Origin of the sequence: Cytobacillus sp. NCCP-133, assembly GCF_026011715.1 — a bacterium.
In the GTDB taxonomy this organism is placed as follows: Bacteria; Bacillota; Bacilli; order Bacillales; family Cytobacillaceae; genus Cytobacillus.
Genome location: NZ_BRVM01000023.1, coordinates 26,326 through 47,980, shown reverse-complemented (window position 1 = coordinate 47,980; position 21,655 = coordinate 26,326). Strand labels below are relative to the sequence as shown.

At 40.5% G+C, this 21,655-nt stretch carries 20 protein-coding genes, 6 pseudogenes and 2 riboswitches; of the genes and pseudogenes, 16 read left to right on the top strand and 10 right to left on the bottom strand.

Going from position 1 to position 21,655, the window contains the following annotated elements:
* Positions 1–319: 319 nt before the first annotated feature.
* A pseudogene (locus tag NCCP133_RS19125) lies at positions 320–1,977 on the top strand (catalase).
* Positions 1,978–2,504: 527 nt separating this feature from the next.
* Positions 2,505–3,973, top strand: a pseudogene (locus tag NCCP133_RS19120) (flotillin family protein).
* A gap of 276 nt (positions 3,974–4,249) precedes the next feature.
* Here NCCP133_RS19120 and NCCP133_RS19115 read toward each other — a convergent pair.
* A complete protein-coding gene (locus NCCP133_RS19115; RefSeq protein WP_264806853.1) occupies positions 4,250–5,257 on the bottom strand; it encodes a DUF3231 family protein in 1,008 nt (335 codons plus the stop codon).
* A 184-nt stretch (positions 5,258–5,441) separates the two neighbouring features.
* Here NCCP133_RS19115 and NCCP133_RS19110 point away from each other — a divergent pair, with 184 nt between their 5' ends.
* Positions 5,442–6,230, top strand: coding sequence for a hypothetical protein (locus NCCP133_RS19110; RefSeq protein WP_264806852.1), 789 nt, complete (start codon positions 5,442–5,444; stop codon positions 6,228–6,230).
* Positions 6,231–6,680, top strand: coding sequence for a hypothetical protein (locus tag NCCP133_RS19105; protein WP_264806851.1), 450 nt, complete (start codon positions 6,231–6,233; stop codon positions 6,678–6,680).
* 167 nt (positions 6,681–6,847) lie between these two features.
* Here NCCP133_RS19105 and NCCP133_RS19100 read toward each other — a convergent pair whose 3' ends face one another.
* Positions 6,848–7,597, bottom strand: a complete 750-nt coding sequence (locus NCCP133_RS19100) for a YqcI/YcgG family protein (RefSeq protein ID WP_442874295.1) — start codon at positions 7,595–7,597, stop codon at positions 6,848–6,850.
* Positions 7,598–8,079: 482 nt separating this feature from the next.
* Here NCCP133_RS19100 and NCCP133_RS19095 point away from each other — a divergent pair, with 482 nt between their 5' ends.
* On the top strand, positions 8,080–8,922 hold the full coding sequence (locus NCCP133_RS19095) for an STAS domain-containing protein (RefSeq protein WP_264806850.1): 843 nt from the start codon (positions 8,080–8,082) through the stop codon (positions 8,920–8,922).
* 385 nt (positions 8,923–9,307) lie between these two features.
* Here NCCP133_RS19095 and NCCP133_RS19090 read toward each other — a convergent pair whose 3' ends face one another.
* Complete coding sequence (locus tag NCCP133_RS19090; RefSeq protein WP_264806849.1) at positions 9,308–9,466, bottom strand: hypothetical protein; 159 nt, start codon at positions 9,464–9,466, stop codon at positions 9,308–9,310.
* Positions 9,467–9,931: 465 nt separating this feature from the next.
* On the opposite strand from NCCP133_RS19090, the gene NCCP133_RS19085 reads away from it, so the two are divergent.
* Entirely contained in the window at positions 9,932–10,081 is a 150-nt protein-coding gene (locus NCCP133_RS19085) for a hypothetical protein (protein WP_264806848.1), read from the top strand.
* Positions 10,082–10,279: 198 nt separating this feature from the next.
* Here the strand turns inward: NCCP133_RS19085 and NCCP133_RS19080 are convergent, their stop codons facing one another.
* Together NCCP133_RS19080 and NCCP133_RS19075 are read right to left on the bottom strand one after the other, a co-directional pair.
* Positions 10,280–10,882: a trimeric intracellular cation channel family protein gene (locus tag NCCP133_RS19080; protein ID WP_264806847.1), complete on the bottom strand. Its 603-nt coding sequence runs from the start codon at positions 10,880–10,882 to the stop codon at positions 10,280–10,282.
* 21 nt (positions 10,883–10,903) lie between these two features.
* Positions 10,904–10,976: riboswitch (glycine riboswitch) on the bottom strand.
* A gap of 3 nt (positions 10,977–10,979) precedes the next feature.
* Positions 10,980–11,073, bottom strand: a riboswitch (glycine riboswitch).
* Positions 11,074–11,405: 332 nt separating this feature from the next.
* Complete coding sequence (locus tag NCCP133_RS19075) at positions 11,406–11,846, bottom strand: cell wall hydrolase (RefSeq protein WP_264806846.1); 441 nt, start codon at positions 11,844–11,846, stop codon at positions 11,406–11,408.
* A gap of 447 nt (positions 11,847–12,293) precedes the next feature.
* On the opposite strand from NCCP133_RS19075, the pseudogene NCCP133_RS19070 reads away from it, so the two are divergent.
* The 5 genes and pseudogenes from NCCP133_RS19070 to NCCP133_RS19050 form a co-directional block, all read left to right on the top strand.
* A pseudogene (locus NCCP133_RS19070) lies at positions 12,294–13,128 on the top strand (MFS transporter); the annotation flags it as partial.
* Positions 13,111–13,794 (top strand): peptidase E, encoded by a 684-nt coding sequence (locus tag NCCP133_RS19065; protein ID WP_264806860.1) that lies wholly within the window; start codon positions 13,111–13,113, stop codon positions 13,792–13,794. The pseudogene NCCP133_RS19070 and the gene NCCP133_RS19065, both read left to right, overlap by 18 nt.
* A 60-nt stretch (positions 13,795–13,854) precedes the next feature.
* Positions 13,855–14,562: a DNA alkylation repair protein gene (locus tag NCCP133_RS19060; protein ID WP_264806845.1), complete on the top strand. Its 708-nt coding sequence runs from the start codon at positions 13,855–13,857 to the stop codon at positions 14,560–14,562.
* Positions 14,563–14,665: 103 nt separating this feature from the next.
* Positions 14,666–14,857: a PhzF family phenazine biosynthesis protein gene (locus tag NCCP133_RS19055; RefSeq protein ID WP_264806859.1), complete on the top strand. Its 192-nt coding sequence runs from the start codon at positions 14,666–14,668 to the stop codon at positions 14,855–14,857.
* Between the two features lie 167 nt (positions 14,858–15,024).
* A pseudogene (locus tag NCCP133_RS19050) lies at positions 15,025–15,206 on the top strand (hypothetical protein).
* A gap of 402 nt (positions 15,207–15,608) precedes the next feature.
* Here NCCP133_RS19050 and NCCP133_RS19045 read toward each other — a convergent pair.
* The 3 genes and pseudogenes from NCCP133_RS19045 to NCCP133_RS19035 all read right to left on the bottom strand — a co-directional run.
* Positions 15,609–15,866, bottom strand: a complete 258-nt coding sequence (locus tag NCCP133_RS19045; RefSeq protein WP_264806844.1) for a transposase — start codon at positions 15,864–15,866, stop codon at positions 15,609–15,611.
* 90 nt (positions 15,867–15,956) lie between these two features.
* Positions 15,957–16,547 (bottom strand): IS110 family transposase, encoded by a 591-nt coding sequence (locus NCCP133_RS19040; RefSeq protein WP_264806843.1) that lies wholly within the window; start codon positions 16,545–16,547, stop codon positions 15,957–15,959.
* 360 nt (positions 16,548–16,907) lie between these two features.
* Positions 16,908–17,282 (bottom strand): annotated as a pseudogene (locus NCCP133_RS19035) (LysR substrate-binding domain-containing protein); the annotation flags it as partial.
* Positions 17,283–17,466: 184 nt separating this feature from the next.
* On the opposite strand from NCCP133_RS19035, the gene NCCP133_RS19030 reads away from it, so the two are divergent.
* Complete coding sequence (locus tag NCCP133_RS19030; RefSeq protein ID WP_264806842.1) at positions 17,467–17,652, top strand: hypothetical protein; 186 nt, start codon at positions 17,467–17,469, stop codon at positions 17,650–17,652.
* A gap of 179 nt (positions 17,653–17,831) precedes the next feature.
* Here NCCP133_RS19030 and NCCP133_RS19025 read toward each other — a convergent pair.
* Positions 17,832–18,269, bottom strand: a pseudogene (locus NCCP133_RS19025) (cell wall hydrolase).
* Positions 18,270–18,524: 255 nt separating this feature from the next.
* On the opposite strand from NCCP133_RS19025, the gene NCCP133_RS19020 reads away from it, so the two are divergent.
* The 4 genes from NCCP133_RS19020 to NCCP133_RS19005 all read left to right on the top strand — a co-directional run bounded on the left by NCCP133_RS19020 (position 18,525) and on the right by NCCP133_RS19005 (position 20,745).
* Positions 18,525–18,971 carry a hypothetical protein gene (locus tag NCCP133_RS19020; RefSeq protein ID WP_264806840.1) on the top strand — a complete coding sequence of 149 codons (447 nt, stop codon included), beginning with the start codon at positions 18,525–18,527 and terminating at the stop codon, positions 18,969–18,971.
* Positions 18,972–19,134: 163 nt separating this feature from the next.
* A complete protein-coding gene (locus NCCP133_RS19015) occupies positions 19,135–19,617 on the top strand; it encodes a DUF2975 domain-containing protein (protein ID WP_264806839.1) in 483 nt (160 codons plus the stop codon).
* Between the two features lie 10 nt (positions 19,618–19,627).
* The gene (locus tag NCCP133_RS19010) at positions 19,628–19,852 is read left to right on the top strand and encodes a helix-turn-helix domain-containing protein (RefSeq protein WP_264806838.1); all 225 of its coding nucleotides are present in this window, start codon (positions 19,628–19,630) and stop codon (positions 19,850–19,852) included.
* Between the two features lie 101 nt (positions 19,853–19,953).
* The gene (locus NCCP133_RS19005) at positions 19,954–20,745 is read left to right on the top strand and encodes a DUF817 domain-containing protein (protein ID WP_264806858.1); all 792 of its coding nucleotides are present in this window, start codon (positions 19,954–19,956) and stop codon (positions 20,743–20,745) included.
* Positions 20,746–20,857: 112 nt separating this feature from the next.
* Here the strand turns inward: NCCP133_RS19005 and NCCP133_RS19000 are convergent, their stop codons facing one another.
* Positions 20,858–21,628: a GerAB/ArcD/ProY family transporter gene (locus NCCP133_RS19000; protein ID WP_309298092.1), complete on the bottom strand. Its 771-nt coding sequence runs from the start codon at positions 21,626–21,628 to the stop codon at positions 20,858–20,860.
* Positions 21,629–21,655: the final 27 nt, after the last annotated feature.

Below are 21,655 nucleotides of genomic sequence, written 5' to 3'. Positions count from 1 at the left end.
TAGCTAAAATTCAAGTAGCTTGGTCAATTTCGTTAGCTACCAAAAGTGGCGATTACCCAAGAAGCCCCCACTTCAAGCAACCAGCAAGGGGGTGGTATGTGGTGGGAGTAGTTCACTAAACGGAAATTTATTAGGTCTTACATACTCAATGCCTTTGCAGTCATCGTGAATTTAGAGATTTGTATTGAATCATGCAACGATGTTTAGTGATCTATGTATTGAGACTATAAATTGAAATTTTAATAGGAGGCTTTATCCCTGCATAATTTTCCCAATACAAGAAAAGATAAAGGTGAGTATTTTGAGGAGGTTTTGCGTTTTGGATGAGAAAAAAGATCAGAATGCTTCTAACAAAGATGATGTGAATCGTGAAACGTTGACAACACGCCAGGGACACCCTGTAAGGGATAATCAAAATATCCGTACAGTGGGCAATCGTGGACCAGCCACACTGGAGAATTATCATTTCATTGAAAAGATCTCCCACTTTGACCGTGAAGAGGTGCCAGAACGTGTCGTTCACGCACGAGGCAGCGGTGCTTTCGGTTATTTTGAAACGTATGGAAAAGCAGGTGATGAACCGGTAGAAAAGTATACTCGAGCAAAAGTATTTTCGGAAGCGGGAAAAAGAACGCCGCTAATGGTTCGTTTCTCTACTGTCGCAGGAGGTAAGGATTCGCCGGAAACAGCACGGGATCCACGCGGTTTCGCGATTAAAATGTATACGGAAGATGGTAACTGGGATTTGGTAGGCAATAACCTGAAAATTTTCTTTATCCGCGATGCGATGAAGTTTCCTGATATGATTCACGCTTTTAAACCGGATCCTGCTTCTAACGTGCCAAATCCTGAGCGGATGTTTGACTTCGTGTCACGCACACCTGAAGCAACCCATATGATTACGTTCCTGTTCTCACCATGGGGAATTCCGGCTACATACCGACATATGCAAGGTTCTGGTGTAACACGTATAAATGGGTAAATGAAAAAGGCGAGGCTGTCCTGGTTAAATATCATTGGGAGCCGAAGCAAGGGATCCGTAACTTAACACAAGATGAGGCCAACGAGATTCAAGCGAAGAACGTGGGGCATGCGACACAGGATTTATATGAAGCGATTGAGAATGGAGATTATCCAGAATGGGAGCTCTTTGTCCAGATCATGGAGGATGATTATCATCCAGAGCTTGATTTTGATCCGCTGGATGATACAAAACTTTGGCCGGAGGATCAGTTTCCCTGGCTGCCGGTGGGCCGCATGGTCCTTGATCGGAATCCAGTCGATTTTCATGCGGAGATTGAACAAGCCGCCTTCGGTACAGGGGTTCTTGTCGATGGAATGGACTTCTCAGATGATAAGATGCTCCAGGGGCGAACGTTCTCTTACTCCGATACGCAGCGGTACCGTATAGGGGCGAACTATCTGAAACTTCCAGTGAACGCACCGAAAGCGCCTGTCCGCACGAACCAGCATCGCGGACAAATGGATGTTCATGATCCTAAAGAATTTGGAGATAATCTTCATATTAACTATGAGCCATCCATGCTGGGAGGATTTGAGGAAGCGAGCAGTGAAAATCACCCGCCGCACCAGCCATCATACAATGGGGCAGTGATGAGTGCACCAATTGACCGTCCAAATAACTATGGTCAAGCAGGCCACACATACCGCAGCTTTGACGATTGGGAGCGCGATGAATTGATCAAAAATCTGTCGGAAGCGCTTGCGGCATGCAACAAACGTATTCAGGATGCCATGATTAAGCACTTCACACAAGCTGATGAAGAATATGGGCGCCGTGTAAAGGAAGGCATTGAAGTGAAGATGAAAGAAATGAAAGAGATAAAGGCGGATAACCAATTGCCGGGACGTGAAGCAGGTAAATCAAAGTATGGTCAAGGTGGCCTAGGAACACTTTCGGCAAACGAAGCTGCAAAAGACGCTGTGAAGAAAAGCCACGAAGCGGATCCATACTAATTAAATATAGAAATGAAAGGACTGCACAGTGAATCAGTGGATCTATGATCTGACTTGCTGGCAGTCTTTTTTTGTGATCCAAGTTATGAATCGGCCGTGATAATAGATAAAAGACCCTACCTATGGATGTATGAGTTCATCCGGAGAAGTATTTGCAGTACAATCTCGATAAATATTAAAAATAAGTCCTATAAAAACTGAAAAAGAGGGGCTCATTTTTCCTCACCTTTTCATCGGCCTTCTATATCGGTTACTTTCACCAGTTTATCGGTCAGATTTCATTTTTATCGGTCACTTTTCCAATATATCGGTTAAATCCCAGGTTTATCGGTCACTTTTTTCATATATCGGTCACTTCGCGCTACATCAGCTTCCTACTGCAACGTATTGAAAAGGTTTCAGATAATTAAATTTTTTGAAACTTTATATCTGGAAAACCGTATTCACTATTGAAGCAAGGCTATAATGCTTAGTTTCCTGCTTAAAGCAGGTACATTAGAAAATTCTTTGTAAGGGGGAAGAATAGGATGTTTGAGTTTATAAGTGGGGTTATGATCTTAATTCCGATTTTCATCATTGCAGTAATAGGGGGAATAGGCTACTTCTTTTGGGTGAAATTTCGATATCGTACAGCTAAGTCAAACGAAGCCCTAATTATTACAGGTCCCAGGTTAGGCGATCCAGAAAAAGAGTCCAATATTTTCACAGACTCTGAGGGACGCAGTATGAAAATCATCAGAGGTGGAGGCTACCTCTTAAGGCGTTTCCAAACATCTACCCCGGTAAATCTGACGTCTTTTCAATTGAAGCTTGCTACCCCAAGAGTTTACACAAATGGCGGGGTGCCCATTGTTGCGGATGCCGTGGCAATGGTCAAAGTTGCTGATACATTAAATGGAATTGCTAATTATGCCGAGCAATTTCTAGGAAAGAAGCAAAAAGAGATTGAAGATGAATTATCGAAGTTCTCGGGAGTAATTTGCGGGCAATCCTTTCGAAGATGACGGTTGAGGAAATTAATAACGATCGTGAGAAATTCAATCATGATGTATCAGAAATCGCGCAGAAACAACTGGATTTAATGGGTTTCAAAATTACAGCTTTAGGACTTACAGATATCCGCGATGCAGATAAAGAGAACGGGTACTTAGAGAATCTGGGAAGACCGCGGATTGCACAGGTTCGCAAGCAGGCAGAAATTGCTGAAGCAGACAATGAAAGAGAAACCCGAATACATCGAGCGAAAACAGATCAAGAAGCCAAAAAAGAAGAATATAAGCGTCAAATTGCCATTGCTGAGTCGAAAAAAGAGAAGGATTTAAAAGATGCAGCGTTCATGGAAGAAACAGAACGCGCTCGAGCGAAATCTGAACAATCTTATGAACTGGAAAAGGCAAAACTTTCAAAAGAAGTGAAAGAAGAAGAGTTAACGCTGCAATATCTTGAGCGAGAGCGTGCGGTTAAGCTTGAAGAAGAAGAAAGCAAGGTTCGAAAAGCAAAAGCAGATGCTTCCTATTATGAAACGACCAGAAATGCGGAAGCTGAGGCTCGCAAAGCGGAAATTGATGGAGAAGCGAAAGCGAAGATACGCAGGGAATAAGGTTCTGCCGAAGCCGATGTTATTCGCCAACGCGGTAAAGCCGAAGCGGAAGCTCGAAAGCTATTAGCGGAAGCAATGGAAAAACACGGCGATGTAATTATCACAGAGAAATTGATTGAAATGCTGCCGGTCTTTGCCGAAAAGATTGCCCAGCCACTTACTAATATTGACTCCATTAAAATTATTGATTCGGGTAACGGCCAAGGAATCCCTTCTTTTGGAAAGAGCATTACGAAAACAATGGTGGATATGCAAGAACCATTAAAAGAAATGACAGGAATTGATGTAGCAGAATTAATAAAGTCCTATGCATCCAAGTCCAAAGGAGATAAAATCCAGATTATGATACCGGATAGAATAGAAGATAATGGAGAAAAAGAAAATCAGGATGATTAGTTTTCAGGTATATGCGAAAGCCAGGGGACAGGTCCTCCTGGCTTTTTTGTAATATCGGAATTTATATTCCATTGACTTAGCTTTTGGGAGGATGGGGGTCATGCAGACGTTGCCACAGGACGTTGCGCTCTTAGTCTGCGTTTCTTCGCGGGCAATGCGCCTTGCGCTTTCTTTTGTCACGGCTCTGGTTAATTAGCGTAAAGGTACAAGCAGGCAGTGCGGTAACATCGTATTACCTAACTTTATCGGCCAAAAAAAAGATAGTGTTTGCATTTTTTATTCAATTTCTTCTGCAATTTCTTTTCTATTAGGAGCAAGTGGCGGTTGTTCTAACCATTTGTTTTGTGCCATGAGGTTAAACCACTTTTTTGTAACCATAAGGTTTTTTAAAATAGTTCCTTCATAAGCGGTTATAAGGTCTGTGCGCATGGCTGAGGCTAATCCTGTCCCATGATAGTTTTGGGCAGCTTGGAACAGGAAGCCAATATGATACAACATTAGCTTATCTGAAAAAGGTGGATCCGTTGAAGATGTCACTTCTGTTTCCCAGGATTTCGGTACGGGTAAATTGTCTGTTTGCATTATTTTAGAAAACTTTTTTATTTGTCCATCTGCTGTTTCCCCGGAATCGGTTAAAAACTTCCTTACTTCTTTGGATTGAGCGACTTGACTGAATGCGATTGAAAGTGTTTTGGACATAATGCTTTTTTTGAGGTTGAAAGATATACTAATGATTTCTGTCGCTGTTAATGTTCTGCCTTTTCCGAAAAACCCATCTGTAAAATCTTCGCTGGTAACTAATTTAGGTTTTTTATCTGGATAAAATAAAGGGTCTCTTTGAAAATTTCCTTTTTCGAGCAATAACTCAATTGTTTGATGATACATCTTTTTTGCATCGTTATCGCAGGAATCGTAAAAATCCCTTAAGTCTTTTCTAACAGAAACCGCAAATGAAGTGGTGTGTCCCAGCAAACCATGTAACGTCATGATATGTAAATAATTCAAGCAAAAAACATCTGTGAATAATCTCTGCTTGGTTTTGAAGAGGTCGGACTCATTAAATCCAATCGGAACGGGAAACCCTTCTTTCTCTATAAAGGTTACGATTTGTTGCTTTTGCTTTTCAGATATCTTAATAGCTTCCTCAAAAATGGCTTTAATCGACTCGTCTTCAATAATGGAGACCATATATCGATTAACCATATCTGTCATTGTACCATTTATAAATTCTCCCCAAAGTGTTCCTATTTCAGAAGATGTGAGTTTTAAATTATTCTTATCCACCTAATCACCTCCTTGATATTATTTATCAAGTTATCTTCGAGATATGAGTGTTAAATATTGGGAATCAATCTTATAGTTACGGGAGGAAGACGGTGGAAACAACTTTTTCCAAAAGTATCTGCATGAAACAAACGGTTTTGATAGAAAATATCAGCATAGATATTTGCAATTATGGGGTGGGTGAATGGGCCACACATATAAAATGAAAAAACCTGTAAAAAAGCTTGCTCACCTGAGCATTTTTGGCACCACGCAAATCCATTTGCGCAATCCTTTTGTCATAGCAATGTGGTCAGTTGTTTTCCCGGGATTTGGACATCTCCTTTTGAACAAGTATCTGAGGGGCTTTGCTTTAGTGTTATGGGAACTTTTCATTAACCAAATGATCAAGCTGAATTCAGCGATGGTCTATTCATTTATTGGAGAAGTTGAAAAAGCAAAGGAAGTATTGGATGTCAGGTATATGCACATGTACATACCTGTTTACCTGTTTGCGATTTGGGACAGTTATCGATCTACCGTTGATATGAACCAAATTTATTTATTGAACGAAAAAGACTCAGCATCTATCGAGAGAACGGTGATTAAACCGTTTGAAGTAAATTATCTCGATAAAAGAAAACCGATGGCGGCTTTTTTATGGTCTATGACGATTCCAGGACTTGGACAATTATATATTCATCGGATATTTTCCGCACTTTTCACGTTTGTGATGACGGTTGTCTTTATTCATTTTTCCCATTTCATAGAAGGCTTTCATTATCTCTTGCTTGGAGAGATTGAAAAATCGTCAAGTGTATTGGATATGCAATGGCTCCTGTATTTGCCATCGTTCTATTTTTTTACCATTTTTGATTCCTACATGAATGCAGTAGAAAATAATAATTTGTATGATGCCGAGCAAAAACGTCACTTACGAAAGTATTATCAGTCCAATTCATTCTTAATAAAGAAAGGCATTAAGGTGGAATAAATGCAGATTTTTGCTACATTTGACCATTCACCCTATCTCGAACAGGCCATAAGAAAGCTTGAGCAGCAAGGGATTCAGGATATTTTTGCCATCCCGTTAGATAATCGCAAGGAAGACTTGAAAATGTTTGATACGATTCACTCATCGGATGGCGAAACGCTGATCAATAAAGGAATGCTCCTTGCCGTGATTTTTTCGGTTGTTGGTGCCAGCAGAGGATTCATCCTGGACTGGGGACCTATCTATTGGGGCATGATTGGAGCTGTCGGCGGGTTTTTATTGGGTTTTATGATTGATCTGATTCTGGTCAAAATAAAAAAAAGTAAGCCTACTCTAAAGGGAAAAAAAGCTGAAGTTATATTAATCATTGAATGTAAGGATGAAGAAGGGAAACAAATTGATCATATTTTATGGGAAAACTTAGCACTTGGGGTGGCGAGGGTAAAATGAACACGGTAGACATATAGTTGTCAGGACTGCCGGTATTGATGGTTCAGTCTATGCCATACTGCTATGACGATTCCTAAGGAGAAGCGCAATAAACTTCTGTTCTTCACTATGAACGAAATATTACATAAATAGCAGGTGGACCTAGAAAACTCGCAGTAGCGTGTATTCTAGGTCCTTTTTGTCATCCTTAGAAAACGTTGAAACGGGCATTTGGAAATCCTTGTATTATCGTCCCTTAAAAAATACTGCTTCCATTCAAGATTATCTGCAGCTCCATAACTGTTCAGGTCGGGGTGAATTGTAATTATGTCATATTTTTCTAGTCGTTTTCGAACCTGTTCCTTCATTCTCGCGGCAATCGATTTCTTTTTCATGAATTCCTGCAAAACCCATCTCGGTGTAATGGCAAGCATCATGCAATCAAAATGGCGGCTTTGCCGGTTTTTGTGGGCAGGGGTCGCGCAATACATGAAGAATTTTTCTCCATGAAAACAGAATTCCCAAATCGGATTATAAGGGTCTTTCGGAATCTCTTTCGGCCACTCCATTTCATCGATTTCGCTTATACTCGCTAACTGCTGCCAGAACAGCAGCTCAAATTTTTCTACTATAAAAGAATCCTTCAAATCTTCGGGTGTTTTATAGAAGACGATAAGGGAGGTGTAGTGTCCAAACTTTCTGGATTGCTCGGTGAATTCTTTCAGAAGTGCGGTCACTTGTTTCACGGAGGACTCTTCCCTTGGATCATCCGCAAACCCATACCGCAGCTGATTTTTGCCAAACCCTATTGTGGCCGGGATGCATGGGAAAGGTTTCTCTTTATCAGCCATCTTTGTCACGAAGTTTTCCAATGCCGTTCTTTCCCATTCCTCGAGCTTGTGCCGATCGGAGGATTTAGCTGTGTAAAGAACGCTGATCCTGATCACCCCCTTATGACTCCTACAATATATTCGCTTTATGATAAGGCAGGTGATTGTCCATGGGAAAATGGGCAGGGCAGAGTGCGAAGGGAATTCGAGTGGGAGTTTGTTTGAGGATTCTGTTAGGTGGATTTATGAAGACGGAAAGGGTAGCGGAGTTGGGAAGATGGGCGTGATGGAATGTTCATGAAGCCGGAAGACGGAGTGGGGCAAGGAACAAGGTCTTCATGCGGTGTTCATGAAGCCGGAAAAGGGATTCGAGCCGGGAGAAAGATGGCCATGAAGGGTTCATGAAGCCGGAAAAGGGATTCGAGCCAGGAGAAAGGTGGCCATGAAGATTATAAGAGAACCCCCTTCTTATTTCTTGTCCAATATTTTTAAAAAATCAGGAAACCAGGTTTAACAGCTTCAAATTCGGGTAAAGAAATATGCTTGAGAGAGAATGATCTAGTTAAATTTGGATATTTTGGGGGCAGAAAATGAGCAATCAGATGCGTTTTATCGGGGAAAAGATTTTGAAAGAGAAAGATAGCATAGCAAAAAAGCTGCATGAAGAGCGTATACGCGGCGTGCAGATGACAGTATTGGAGAGAAGTCAGTTTGCCATGATCGAACAGCGGATTATCCAAATTCGCTCTGATTTTGTTGGCTTGTTCGGTGAAGCGATAATCGATTATCACAATAAAGAAAAGAATCATACAAAAATAGATCAATGGGGCAAAGAGACAGGCGAATATTTCTTTAAACTTGGCATTTCTTTGGATGAAGCATTAAAGGACGCAAGCTACTATCGGAAATATATTTGGAAAGCAATAGAAGAAATCATGACTGAGCATGATATGCCTGCAGCAGAGGTATTTAGAGTCATTTATCTGATAGATCCCCTGCTGGATCATGCGGTATATTGTTTCAGCTTATCCTATGTCCAATATCATCAGGTAACTTTGGAAAATGCTAAGCAAGCGTTCCTTGAATTATCAGTTCCCGTAGTACCACTTTCTAAAGGGGTGGGCATCCTGCCGCTAATCGGGAACATTGATACAGACCGGGCACAGCTCTTAATGGAAGAAACATTAAAACATTCTGTGAGGCTCAAGCTGTCACATCTCATATTGGATTTGTCAGGTGTCATGATTGTCGATACGATGGTGGCAGATCAATTATTTAAGGTAATCGAAGCCCTTTCCCTTGTCGGTGTAAAAACAATCATTACTGGAATTCGTCCAGAAGTGGCGCAGACAATTGTAACCCTTGGCATTAAGCTAAATGGGATACAAATAAAAGCCAACCTTTATCAGGCTTTTGAGGAGATACATGGGTGAATTTAAACGACTCAAAAAGCAGTGTGCATCCAAAACAGGTGCACACTGCTTTTGTATTAATGGCAGGCGTTTAAGCCCTGCCAGAGGTTCATGAAATGGACTTAAGGCTGAGGAAGAGGAAAAAACATTAACCTATGAAATGAGTTTTAAAAACGAATAATATTTGAGGGATAAAGATGTAACTGATGTTGAGATTGATTATGTCATTGGGATTAAAGTCAAACCCGCTCCGTAAATCGTTTCAAAGCAAATACATCATCCATTTTCATGATGGAATAAAGATTTATAGGGGACAGGTTTCTTTAATCGAGTCGTATTGGACAGAACTATGAAGCAAAAAGAGTGAACTAAAGATTAATTCACTCTTAAACAGAATTATACATTGTTATCGGTTTTTATTCTCTACACCATTAACTGAATCCGGCTGACCGTATCCCTCAACTTTACCAGCACGTTCTCTGTGATATTCTGATCCTGAACCTTGACCATTACCTATTAATGAATTTGTGTTTTGTTTCTCTGACTTACTGTTTTGATTTGACAAATTGTTTCACCTCCCGTTCACAGTTTAGAATGCTTAATATTTGTGAAACTATTCAATAATAGGAAAAGAACAGATTTATCATGAACTATAGTGTGAACGGGATCAGGTGCATTTTGAACTGTAGCCAAGTAATATAAGTTGATGGGAGAGCTGTCATCGAGGTCAATTTTCGTTCGACTGTAACGTGGGTTAAGGATATTCAAGCCTCATCTGCAACTTATCCTAAGAGAAAGATAAGACTGACTTTTAAATATTTTATTTACATAATAGCTGCTTATTAAATGAATTTTGTGGGAGTTGGAGAATATGAGAATACCAATCTATCAAATCGACGCCTTCACAGACGTAAAGTATAAAGGAAACCCCGCGGCTGTATGTCCATTGGAAAAATGGATAGAGAATGATTTACGAATAATCTTATACCTCAAAGAGAAAACTTTTAAATAAAAACTCTGGAGGAAAGTCATGAGAATTTATAAAGAAAAACCTGAGGACACCCAAAACGAAGAGTTAAATGAGATAAGCAATACAAACTACGGACTTGAGTTAGTTGAAGAAGGCTGCGATTTCGCTGAGGGAGATAAGAACCAATCTCCCCAGTGTGGCGGGTTATAGAGTCCCAGGCTTGTGTAAAATTAAGGGGATATGTTGTTTGCAATTATTTGAACAAGAATGAAAACGAATCCGTTTGAAGGTGTGAAATACTTTGTCATTATCAATTTTCAGCTGAAAATAGAAACCAAAATAGCTCACGCTGAAGTGAGCTATTTTGGTTTAGAGAAATTATATATCGGATCCCGCTTTTAAATTTTCCTATTGTTTTTGAATAGATCTGGCAGGCAATCTCCAGCTGAAACGATGCGATATTCCCCGCAGCATTAAAGTAATCGTAAAAAGAATATAGAAATGATAGGAATCTGATAACCAATCCATGCCTATAATAAACCCGGCAAAAACACCCCATAGAAGATATACTTCATCTCGTAAAACAATGGGCTTTCGCTGAGCCAAAACATCACGGATCATTCCTCCGCCGGCACCGGTTATGGCAGCTGAAAACATAACAGCAAATAAGGGCAGGTCAATGGATTGTGCATACATAGCCCCCTGAACAGCAAACGCTGACAAGCCAATTGAGTCAAAAATACTCCATTTCGTCAGAAGCTGAACGGCGCTTCTTGGCAATAAGATGACGATGCTGATGGTGATAAGAGCAACGATGAAAAGAGTGGTTTGCTGCCATAATTCTATGATTGGAATGCCAGTAAAAAGGTTTCGAATAGCTCCGCCGCCAAATGCTGTAATTAATCCCAGAACATAGGCGCCAACAATATCGTATTTTACTTCCAGCGCAACGACTGCCCCGCTCATTGCAAATGCAATGGTTCCAATCACGTTCAATACATCCCAAACCATACAATCCCCCTAATCAAGTATCTCTGTCCTTGTACCTGAGAGGTTTACCGATTTAGAAGGCCTGCCCCGTGGGTGGATCATGCGCTCTCCAGAGTAGCGTCCCGCTGTGGTCTTTTTACCTGAGAGATTCATCTTTCCTAAAGATTTGCCCCTTCGGTGACGTACGATACGTTCTCTCCCGCAGCAGTCATTCGCAAGTGTTTGTTTTTATAATTCTACAGTATAGAAGGGAGTCTTGAACTGTCAATAGAAATGTGTTGGGGGGGAGTGGAAGTTAGAAAACGGCAAGTAAGAACTGGGAAAAGGAGTTCATATGCAGGTGAAAGGCGAACAGGTCTCCTAATTTAACCAGCAATCGTATTTTCAGGTGCATAGGCTGTTGCACCAAGATGGGCTACATTAGGGGGGAATAAAATTACATCCCATGTTTTTGTATACAATTCCTTCTCTTCTTTAAACGAATATTACTTTGAGTGAGGAAGACTTAAAGCTCAAAAACCCCCGCATTGCGCGAGGGCCGCTGTTACCACGTATAAGCACCTTCACATGTATTAGCCTTTGGTTCATAATAACAATGCAGTTTAAATTGTCCTGAAAAAGGCTGATCGTACCATGTAGGGGGACATGGAGCATATGGATTAAAATACCATAGAGCAAACTTGGAAGGATGCTGTCTCCAATAGTCTAAGGTTTGTTTGGCCAATCTTTTTTCTACACTTCTTGCCCTGTTATAAAAAACATTCCCTTTCTGCACAGCTTCAAAAGAATAATTTCCTCCTTGTACTTGAAAAATCACTTGCGGTATGGTCCTTAAACCTTCAAAATCGAGACAATTCGCTTTTCGGCGATTGACAATTACATTTCCAACCATCAGCATCCCGAGTTTTCCTTCACCTTCGGCTTCTGCCCTCATCATCCTTGCCATTAATGCAACGTCACTGTCGGTATATTGTACTCTTGGCACTTTTTATCACCTCTAAAAGAAGTGTATTAAGAAATCCTGCAAAAATGTTAACGGCTTCAGTTTGAGGGAATATAATTCGGCCATAGTATACGTTTGAAAGCTCTGCCTATGTTCAGAGCAAAGGGATTGGTCTGTCTTTTTAAGGAACCCAAACTTTAGCGGTTATTTTTAAAGAGGGATGAAAGTCGCCTCTTTTTTGCTGTCTTTAGAAATAGAATAAAATGAATTCAATTGAACATAGGCAAAGCTTGTTTTATTAAGTGAAACTTCAATCAGCAGGGATTTTATTCCTCGCTGATTGGTTTAGACCAGAGAGCTTCTAGGAGTCTCAGCTGGATGGAGCAGTTTGACTTCCACTTTTTCTCCTATGATTTCTTTGGTCTTGAACCGGGAGTTATCCTGCCCGTAGACGCGATAATTCACTAATATAGAAATGAGTGATAAATTATGAGTACAGTCAATCATAATCTTCAGGAGAATTGGCTGAAGAATATTATTCTCTTTTTAAGCAGTCAGAGGATTTCGCTTTTTGGATCGTCCCTCGTACAATATGCCATTATGTGGCATATAACGTTAACGACAGAATCAGGTTTGATGATGACACTGTTCATCATCTGCGGGTTTATTCCACCTTCTTTTTGTTACCGGTTGCAGGTGTCTGGGCGGATCGATACAACCGGAAAATGCTGATTATTTTGGCAGATGGTCTTATCGCATTTTTAACGCTGATTCTAACCATACTCTTCATAATGGAAATGAATCGATATGGCTTCTGTTTGCCATGGCTGCCATTCGAGCCCTCGGAACAGGAATCCAGACACCAGCTGTCGGAGCGATTCTGCCGCAGATTGTCCCTAAGGATAAGCTCACAAAGGTAAACGGAGCCAACGGAAGTATTCAAGCGGTTATTATGTTTGTTTCGCCAATGGTCAGTGCGGTTTTGCTGGCAGCTGCATCACTTGAGATCATCTTCTTCATCGATGTCATCACAGCGGCGATTGCCATTGTGACACTGTTGACGTTTGTAAAAATCGCTGTGCACAAAAAAGCAGCAGCAAAACAGACAACGAGCTACTTCAGCGACTTTAAACAAGGGCTGCAATATGTGAATAGTAACCCTTTCCTGAAGAAGTTTTTCTTGTTCTTTGCCATATTCATCGTACTAATGGCGCCTGCTGCCTTTCTGACGCCTTTGCAGGTCACCCGTACCTTTGGTGGGGATGTATGGGAACTGACTGCCATTGAAATTGCTTTTTCAGTTGGCATGATGGCTGGAGGCGGATGGTTTTCTATGGAGCCGGAGAATCCATTATTGGATGAATATATTCTGCGGCAGTCAGGTAAAAAAAATCCTAAAATCTGTTATATTCCTACGGCTACAGGAGATTCAGAAGTTTGCATTCAGTGGTTTTATGACTTTTTTAAAAAACAAAAGTGCAATCCCTCCCATTTATCACTATTTAAACCGCCTACAAGAGATATAGAGGGATTTATACTGGATAAAGACATCATTTATGTTGGAGGCGGAAATACGAAGAATTTATTGGCTTTATGGAAAGAATGGGGACTAGACAGCATTTTGCGAAAGGCTTGGAATCAAGGGATTTTATTAGCCGGCATTAGCGCAGGCTCCATTTGCTGGTTTGAAGAGGGGGTAACGGATTCTTATGGTGATAAACTGGAGCCTTTGACATGCCTGGGATTCTTGAAGGGAAGCAATTGCCCTCATTACGATGGAGAAGCGGAAAGAAGGCCTGCCTATCATGAATTGTTGGCTGCTGGTAAAATAAAGCCGGGTATAGCAGCAGATGATGGAGTGGCGATCCATTATATAGAGGAAGAGGTCAGCCGAATCGTAAGTTCAAGTCGGGACGCCAGAGCCTATAAGGTTTATTTTGATAAGGAAGTAAAGGAGACTGAACTGGAAACCGAATACTTGGGTTCTTGAGGCGCATTGGTTAATATAAATCTGGAGTGCAATTTCTATAGCAGAAGGAAGGGGTAAACGATGGATTTACAGACGGTTATGCAGGAGCTGGAAGCTCTCGGCAAGGAACGGACTAAAAAGATGTACATATCCAATGGTGCACATGAGCCGGTTTTTGGCGTGGCTACAGGCGCCATGAAGCCAATCGCCAAAAAAATAAAAAGAAATCAGCCTTTGGCGGAGGAGCTTTACGCTACAGGGAACTACGATGCCATGTACTTTGCAGGCATCATAGCAGATCCTGAAGCGATGACGGAGGCCGATTTTGACCGCTGGATGGATGATGCCTATTTTTATATGCTGTCCGATTATGTTGTGGCCGTTACATTGTCTGAAACTGATATCGCACAAGAGGTTGCAGATAAATGGATTGAAAGCGGGGAAGAGCTGAAGATGTCAGGGGGCTGGAGCTGCTACTGCTGGCTTCTTGGAAATCGGCCCGACGCTGAATTTTCCGAAGAGAAGCTGGCCGAAATGCTTGATAAAGTGAAAGATACCATTCACGATTCACCGGAGCGCACGAAATCCGCCATGAATAATTTTGTTTATACCGTGGGTGTATCTTATTTGCCGCTCCATGAAAAAGCAATAGAGACCGCAAAAGCGATAGGCCCGGTAGAAATGAAGCGGGACAAGAAAAAAAGCAGTCTCCTGCGCGCATCAGAAAATATTCAAAAGGAAGTTGATAAAGGGAGGATTGGGTTTAAACGGAAATATGTCAGATGTTAAGAGGGACAAGGTGCACTGTTTAGACTTGAGCATTCTTCTTGAAAGCATGTCATAGAAATGAAAACGGAAAAAGAGAAAATGGCAGCCGGAGAAATGTACGACCCTGCAAGACCCTGTTACTGGCTCTGCCCATTGCACATTGGTTCCTTATTGGAAGAAGGTTTTAAATAAGACTGAATTTACGGCACTGCAATTATCAGAACGGGGCGGAAAGCTTTATTGTGAGGATATAGGCGATAAAGTGAAATTATCCGGTAAGGCAGTTGCTTATTTGGAAGGAAACATATATGTTTAAAGGATTTGTTTCATTGTTTGCTAGAACATGCCATAATGATGACCTTCATTACGATCCCGCTCATAATGGAGCGGATGCCAAAAAAGCCTCTGCTGATCAATAAAATGATGGAGGTGTAAGAGTATGAATAAACGAAGGACAATCAGTAAAATTAAAGATTCAGTAAAATTAAAGATTTCGTTGAGAAGAATTCGGAAAGTAAGCTATTAACAACGGAATATCACGGTTTTTCACAAAAGCTCCTATTTCAATGTGATGCGGCAGCCAAATCGAAAAAACCTTTACGAAATTTAAAAACAATCACCAGCGCAAATGTGACGTGTGCCAGCCGTCAAAAGCGTCGCGCTAAAATAACGAAAAGTGCCAGTTCATAGGGAGCTGGCACTTTTTTAATAAAATCTTTTTTCATTGATTGTTGTTTTTGCTAAGAATTTTGCCCGTTTATTTCCGCTGTAGTCACTTGCTTTCCGCGGGGCGGGCGGAGAGCCTCCTGGGCGCGCCTGTGGGGTCTCACTTGTCCCACTCCTCCCGCAGGAGTCAAGTGCCCTCTGCGAGGTAATCTGGTCCTAGTTCTTGATAGGGTTCACCTGTTTTTAAAATGTTGTAAGCGATTGTTAAAATTAAATGGGCGGAAGCAACGCGCCCTTTCATTTTTCCTTGACGTTTACTAATCCTTTTCCTATGGGACGAAATTCGCTTATTTTGTCTTGAAGTAGCCAGGACGCATTCGACAGCCATCGTTTTCAAGGCTTTATTTCCTTGTGTGGTTTTGTTTGTTTTTTTTACCGGCGCTTTCGTTGTTTCCGGGACAAACGCCAGCCCATGAAGCAAGATGTTTGGAGGATTTAACTACAGACATATCAACTCCCATCTCGGCGATAAATGTGGCGGCTGCGTTCTTGTTTACACCTGGGATGGTGTCTAGCAATTCTACCTGTTTACGATATGGAGACAGAAGATTGTCAATTTGTTCTTCCAACTCTTCAATTGTTTTTTCTAGATAATTCATATGATCCCAGTGGTAACTCAACATATCACGATGGTGACGGCGCATCCGTCCATTGATGGCACTTGCAATCTCTGCAATACTTGCTTTTGTTCACTTATCCACCAGTTCGTGTAGCTGTTTGGTTTCAATTTTTTCACCGTTGATAATTGCCTCAAGAATCTTACGTCCTGAAACACCAAAAATATTTGATAGAACCGAGGTTAGTTTGATGTTGGCATCCTGAAGAATTTTGTGAATGCGATTTCGCTCCGAGGTACGATGATGAATTAATTTTTTTCGATAGCGAGTCAGATCGCGTAAATCGCGAATATCCTCTGGTGGGACAAATGTGCTCTCAATAAGTCCGCATCGTAAAAGTTGCGCCAACCATTCGGCATCTTTCACATCGGTTTTGCGTCCTGGAACATTTTTTACGTGTCGTGCATTTGCAAGAACTAATCGGAAAGTGTCTTCGAGGATATTCCATACGGGTTTCCAGTAGACCCCGGTACTTTCCATAACCACATCGGTTACCTCACGTTCAGATAACCAATCACTTAATGCCAATAAATCCGTGGTCGTAGTTTCAAACGTTTCAATTGTTTTTTCTGGCTTTCTGTCTAATCGTCCAAATAATACACAAGCTACCACCGTTTCTTGGTGTACATCTAGGCCTGCACACCGTTCAATCATCGCTTCCATAGGAGAATCACCTCAAAAAATAAATTAACAATACAGGTGACAGTAGAAATGATGCAAAAATTTTGTATACGTACTATTCGTACAGTAAATGGTTCTTCAATACTGTCACAACCAGTTTCTTATACAGGGTATCTTCGTGGAAGACCCACCAAAAAAGCATTCAGCCTGGTTGTATTGTACGATCATTATGGACAGTGGTTTTGTGGGTTAGACTTCTTTTGGGGAAGGAGATGAATTTTTTTCATTGTAGATGGTGGCGGCTTTAAAGCCGCCATTGGGGTTTATTATGTTTTCAGCGTAAAGGAGCTAAGTCTATCTTTGTCTTTGAACAGGGCTATCATTCTCCATTTCACCTGCTAATTATAAAACATGATCTCTAAAAGCCTCTATTGCTAGGGATATCCATTTTTTCTTCTCGATGGACATGTGAGAATAAAAGGGCTCGAATTCTTCTGAATGGGCTAAGATTTTTAACTTGCCGCTCTCTGCTTTTTCTTTAACCGTGATATAAGGTAATGCTCAAAATCCAGGGCCGCTCATGACCACCTTCTTGATAGCCTCTATACTCCATAGCTCCATCGTCTGAAAATGCTGGATGCCATGCTTTAAAAGATATTTTTCAAACATGGCCTGGTAGCTGCAGCCTTCATTATTTGTGATATAAAAGGGGCTGGCCTGACTGGTTTGATATTCATCAAAATGGTCAGGACCATCATTCCCGCACACAAGGACAATTAAGAACAAGCCGCCTGAATGTGGTGAGTTTTATAGTCCCAGTCTTGTATTACATATGGAGTTATAAAGAAGAAGGAGAGCAATTGATCTGCACAATGCTCTCCTTCTTTTTTAGTATTAGGTAAAGGACAACTTTGCATGAATATTTTAGCAGAATGACAGGGCAAGTTAGGAGATGTTCTTGATGATGGATGAATTGCTGAATGTGCTGGAAGAACGAAAAGATGAGATGATCGCAATACGCAGTTATTTACATCAGAATCCAGAGCTTTCCTTTAAAAATCAGCCCGAAGCGCTACAGTTTCACCCGGCTTTCCCCCCTCTCAATCTCATAACGGATTATCCGGATTACGTAGATCCGAGAAACTGATATTCTTGGAAAAGGAGTAGCTGCTTCTCCTTTTTTTCGGATTGCTCTCTTAAAGCAGGGGGGAATAAAATTTACATCCCATGTTTTTGTATACAATTCCTTCTCTTCTTTAAACGAATATTACTTTGAGTGAAGAAGACTTAAAGCTCAAAAACCCTCGCATTGCGCGAGGGCCGCTGTTACCACGTATAAGCACCTTCACATGTATTAGCCTTTGGTTCATAATAACAATGCAGTTTAAATTGTCCTGAAAAAGGCTGATCGTACCATGTAGGCGGACATGGAGCATATGGATTAAAATACCATAGAGCAAACTTGGAAGGATGCTCTCCAATAGTCTAAGGTTTGTTTGGCCAATCTTTTTCCTACACTTCTTGCCCTGTTATAAAAAACATTCCCTTTCTGCACAGCTTCAAAAGAATAATTTCCTCCTTGTACTTGAAAAATCACTTGCGGTATGGTCCTTAAACCTTCAAAATCGAGACAATTCGCTTTTCGGCGATTGACAATTACATTTCCAACCATCAGCATCCCGAGTTTTCCTTCACCTTCGGCTTCTGCCTCATCATCCTTGCCATTAATGCAACGTCTCTGTCGGTATATTGTACTCTTGGCACTTTTTATCACCTCTAAAAGAAGTGTATTAAGAAATCCTGCAAAAATGTTAACGGGTACAGTAAAAGGGGAGAAAATATTAAATAGATTAGTGGTGGAGGGCATATCCCAAAGAGTCAAACTACTTCCATGTTCTCTTCAACTTTACTGTTTATTTCGTAAAGATGATGTTTTTGATCTAAAGTGGATATAAAGTAGAAGTTTAATGGAACAGCACAATATAATAAAAAAGTAAGTAGTTAGGAATGAGGGATGTTATGGGAAGAAATTTAGTTTTTCATATACCTGCTTATACAAGTATTAATTCAGCTTTTCCTAAACCAATCAATGATCAATATGATTATTGGATGCCATTAATAAATTATTTTTTATCAAAAGCAGACACGATTGAATTTCATTGTTGGAATGAAGAAAATAAGGTTGTTGAAGAGATCAAATGCCTTAATATAAATAAGATTGAAATGCAGGATATCACCATATTTAAAGGGGAAATAAACTCAGCTCTTACAGGTTATCTATTGAATCAATATTTGGATGACAACAACAATTTCAAGTGGTTTACGGTGGATTTGATTCACGATAAAGTACCTGTGTGTCATTCTGGTCATTGGGGGACGGAATTCTTTGTACCTAATGCTCAAGAAAAGGATGCTGCAATGATTAAAAAAGCAGTTTCGACAGAAACAAGTTTGCATCAATACTAGATAATTTAGGCATTTCTCATTATGAGGAATGCTTTTTTCTTTTGTCTAAAACGATTAAAATACATATTTCAATAAAAATATAATTAAAAACAGTATTTTTTTATTGAAAAACGATAAAAACCATGGTAAATTCAAATTGAAATTAAATAGTGAGGTGCTTTTTATGAAAAAAGGAACAACATTCTTTTTAAAGATAGCAGTCATTCTGATTGGAATCCCGGTTCTTGCATTGTGCATCTTTTTGGTGCCTGAGTTAGGGAATGTTTCAGCAGAATTGCTTCCGGAGTTCGCTGTTATAAAATATCTCGTTTCCATCATTTTTTATGCATCGGCGATCCCGTTTTACTTTGCATTATTTCAGGCTTTCAAACTCTTGCGCTATATTGACAAAAATGAAGCTTTCTCCAATTTATCTGTAAAGGCTTTAAAGAATATCAAATACTGTGCTATTTCGATCAGCATTCTGCATGTATTGGTCCTGCCGATGTTCTATCTGTTTGCAGAAATGGACGATGCCCCAGGTGTAATCTTCGTCGGATTGGTTGTTCCGTTTGCTTCGATGGTAATTGCAGTCTTTGCGGCTGTCCTTCAAAAACTTTTACAAGAAGCAATCGATTTTAAATCAGAAAATGACTTAACGGTCTGAGGTGAATACAATGGCAATTATAATCAATATTGATGTGATGATGGCTAAAAGGAAAATGAGCGTGACAGAGCTTTCAGAGAGAGTTGGGATCACAATGGCAAACCTTTCGATATTGAAAAATGGAAAGGCAAAAGCCATAAGGTTTTCAACTTTAGAAGGGATCTGCAAAGCATTGGACTGTCAGCCGGGAGATATTTTAGAATACCGCAGCGTTGACGGCACCAAAGATAACTAGAGCAGGTTGGACATTGAAAAAAAGAGAAATTTCCTTTTCCTATATTAAAAAAAGGAGAGTTATACATGAATACAGCCATTCATAAGACAGAGGGACAAACCATAAGAGCACTCAAGCAGCTTGTTCGTTTTGGGTGGGAGCAGGCCCTATCATGCTTGTTTCCTGTCGCTATTTTTGCTTCCTTGGCATTAACCCAATTCTTGCCGCTTCCTTTTCTGCCTCGATATGACTGGCTGCTGATCATTTGTCTTCTCATGCAGTGGATGATGGTGCGCTTGGGGCTTGAAACAAAGGATGAACTAAAGGTCATCACATTGTTCCACGTGATTGGTCTTGCCCTCGAACTATTTAAAGTACATATGGGTTCCTGGGCTTACCCAGAAGAGGGGTACTCCAAAGTTTTTGGCGTCCCTTTGTATAGCGGATTCATGTACGCCAGTGTAGCAAGTTATCTTTGCCAGGCGTGGAGGAGGCTAAAAGTGGAACTGGTCAAGTGGCCGCCGTTTTTGGTGGTTGTACCGCTTGCTGCTTCAATTTATTTGAATTTCTTCACCCACCATTTTTGGATGGATGTCCGCTGGTGGCTTTCCGGACTTGTTATCATTGTCTTTTGGCAATCATGGGCTGTATATGAAGTAGGCGGGACGCGTTACCGTATGCCGCTCGCACTTTCGTTTCTGCTCATCGGATTTTTTATCTGGATAGCCGAAAATATCGCAACGTATTTTAGAGCATGGGAATACCCAAACCAAGCTGAAGCATGGAGTCTCGTTCATCTTGGAAAGGTGAGTTCATGGCTATTATTAGTGATTGTCAGTTTTTTGATCGTAGCGACGTTAAAGCAGGTTAAGGGGAGAAATACCACTAAGGTAGATGCTAGTCAATTTATTTAACTGTTGTAATCATTAGCTTTCATGTTATAAACATTTCCAACGGCTACTTCAATATTGGTATCATCAATTATCTCCTTTTCCACACATCCGGCAAGCAGCAGAACCGTACACATTAAGATAAGCCTTTTGATTTCTTTTTCATCTTCTTTTTTACCCTTTTGGCAATCATGATGGCGGCAAAGAGCAAGGGGATATAAATGAATGTAAAGCCAAACCCTATTTTCCCAAAATAGTCATTAAGCAGACTAATCTCTTGGCGCGTATTAATAAAGTTAATCAATAATAATAAAGCACTGATAACAAAAAACACTCCGATTTTTTGTCTAATATTAAAGATTCTTTTGATAAGTCTAGAACAAATCCAAATGGCAATACATACATTCGGAAGCATAATTAAGTTCCAGTTTGCAATTCCTATATATTCGAAACGTTCCACAAAAGGCATTTCAACAATTTTCCACATGGTCAGAGTGGGCCAGACCTGTATAGCAAGCTGATCTTCCGAATAATAGGCAAACGTAATGACTGCTAAAATAGTATATATCAAGGTAGTGGTTAATACAGCAAGGTGAGCCCACTTTTTGGATTTCTTTGGTTCTTTTATAAAAGGGTAAAAAAACAGAATAATCTCAAAACCGATGAAGGTAAGCGACATATTGTAGGAACCTATGAGAAGTTCCTTAACTGAATGATCCCAAATTGGGAGGAGATTATAGAAATTTGAGAATTTAATGGCCCAGCCAAATGTCAGAAGAAGATAAGCCGGCAATATTAGGCCGAAAAAGGCTATACCCACTACCGTTCTGAGCCCTCCAAAAATGATATAAGTACAAAGCATCATGAATCCAAAGGAGAACCAGAAAGTGCTAAGCTCCGGAAACATCCACACTTGAATGACCTCGATAAATGT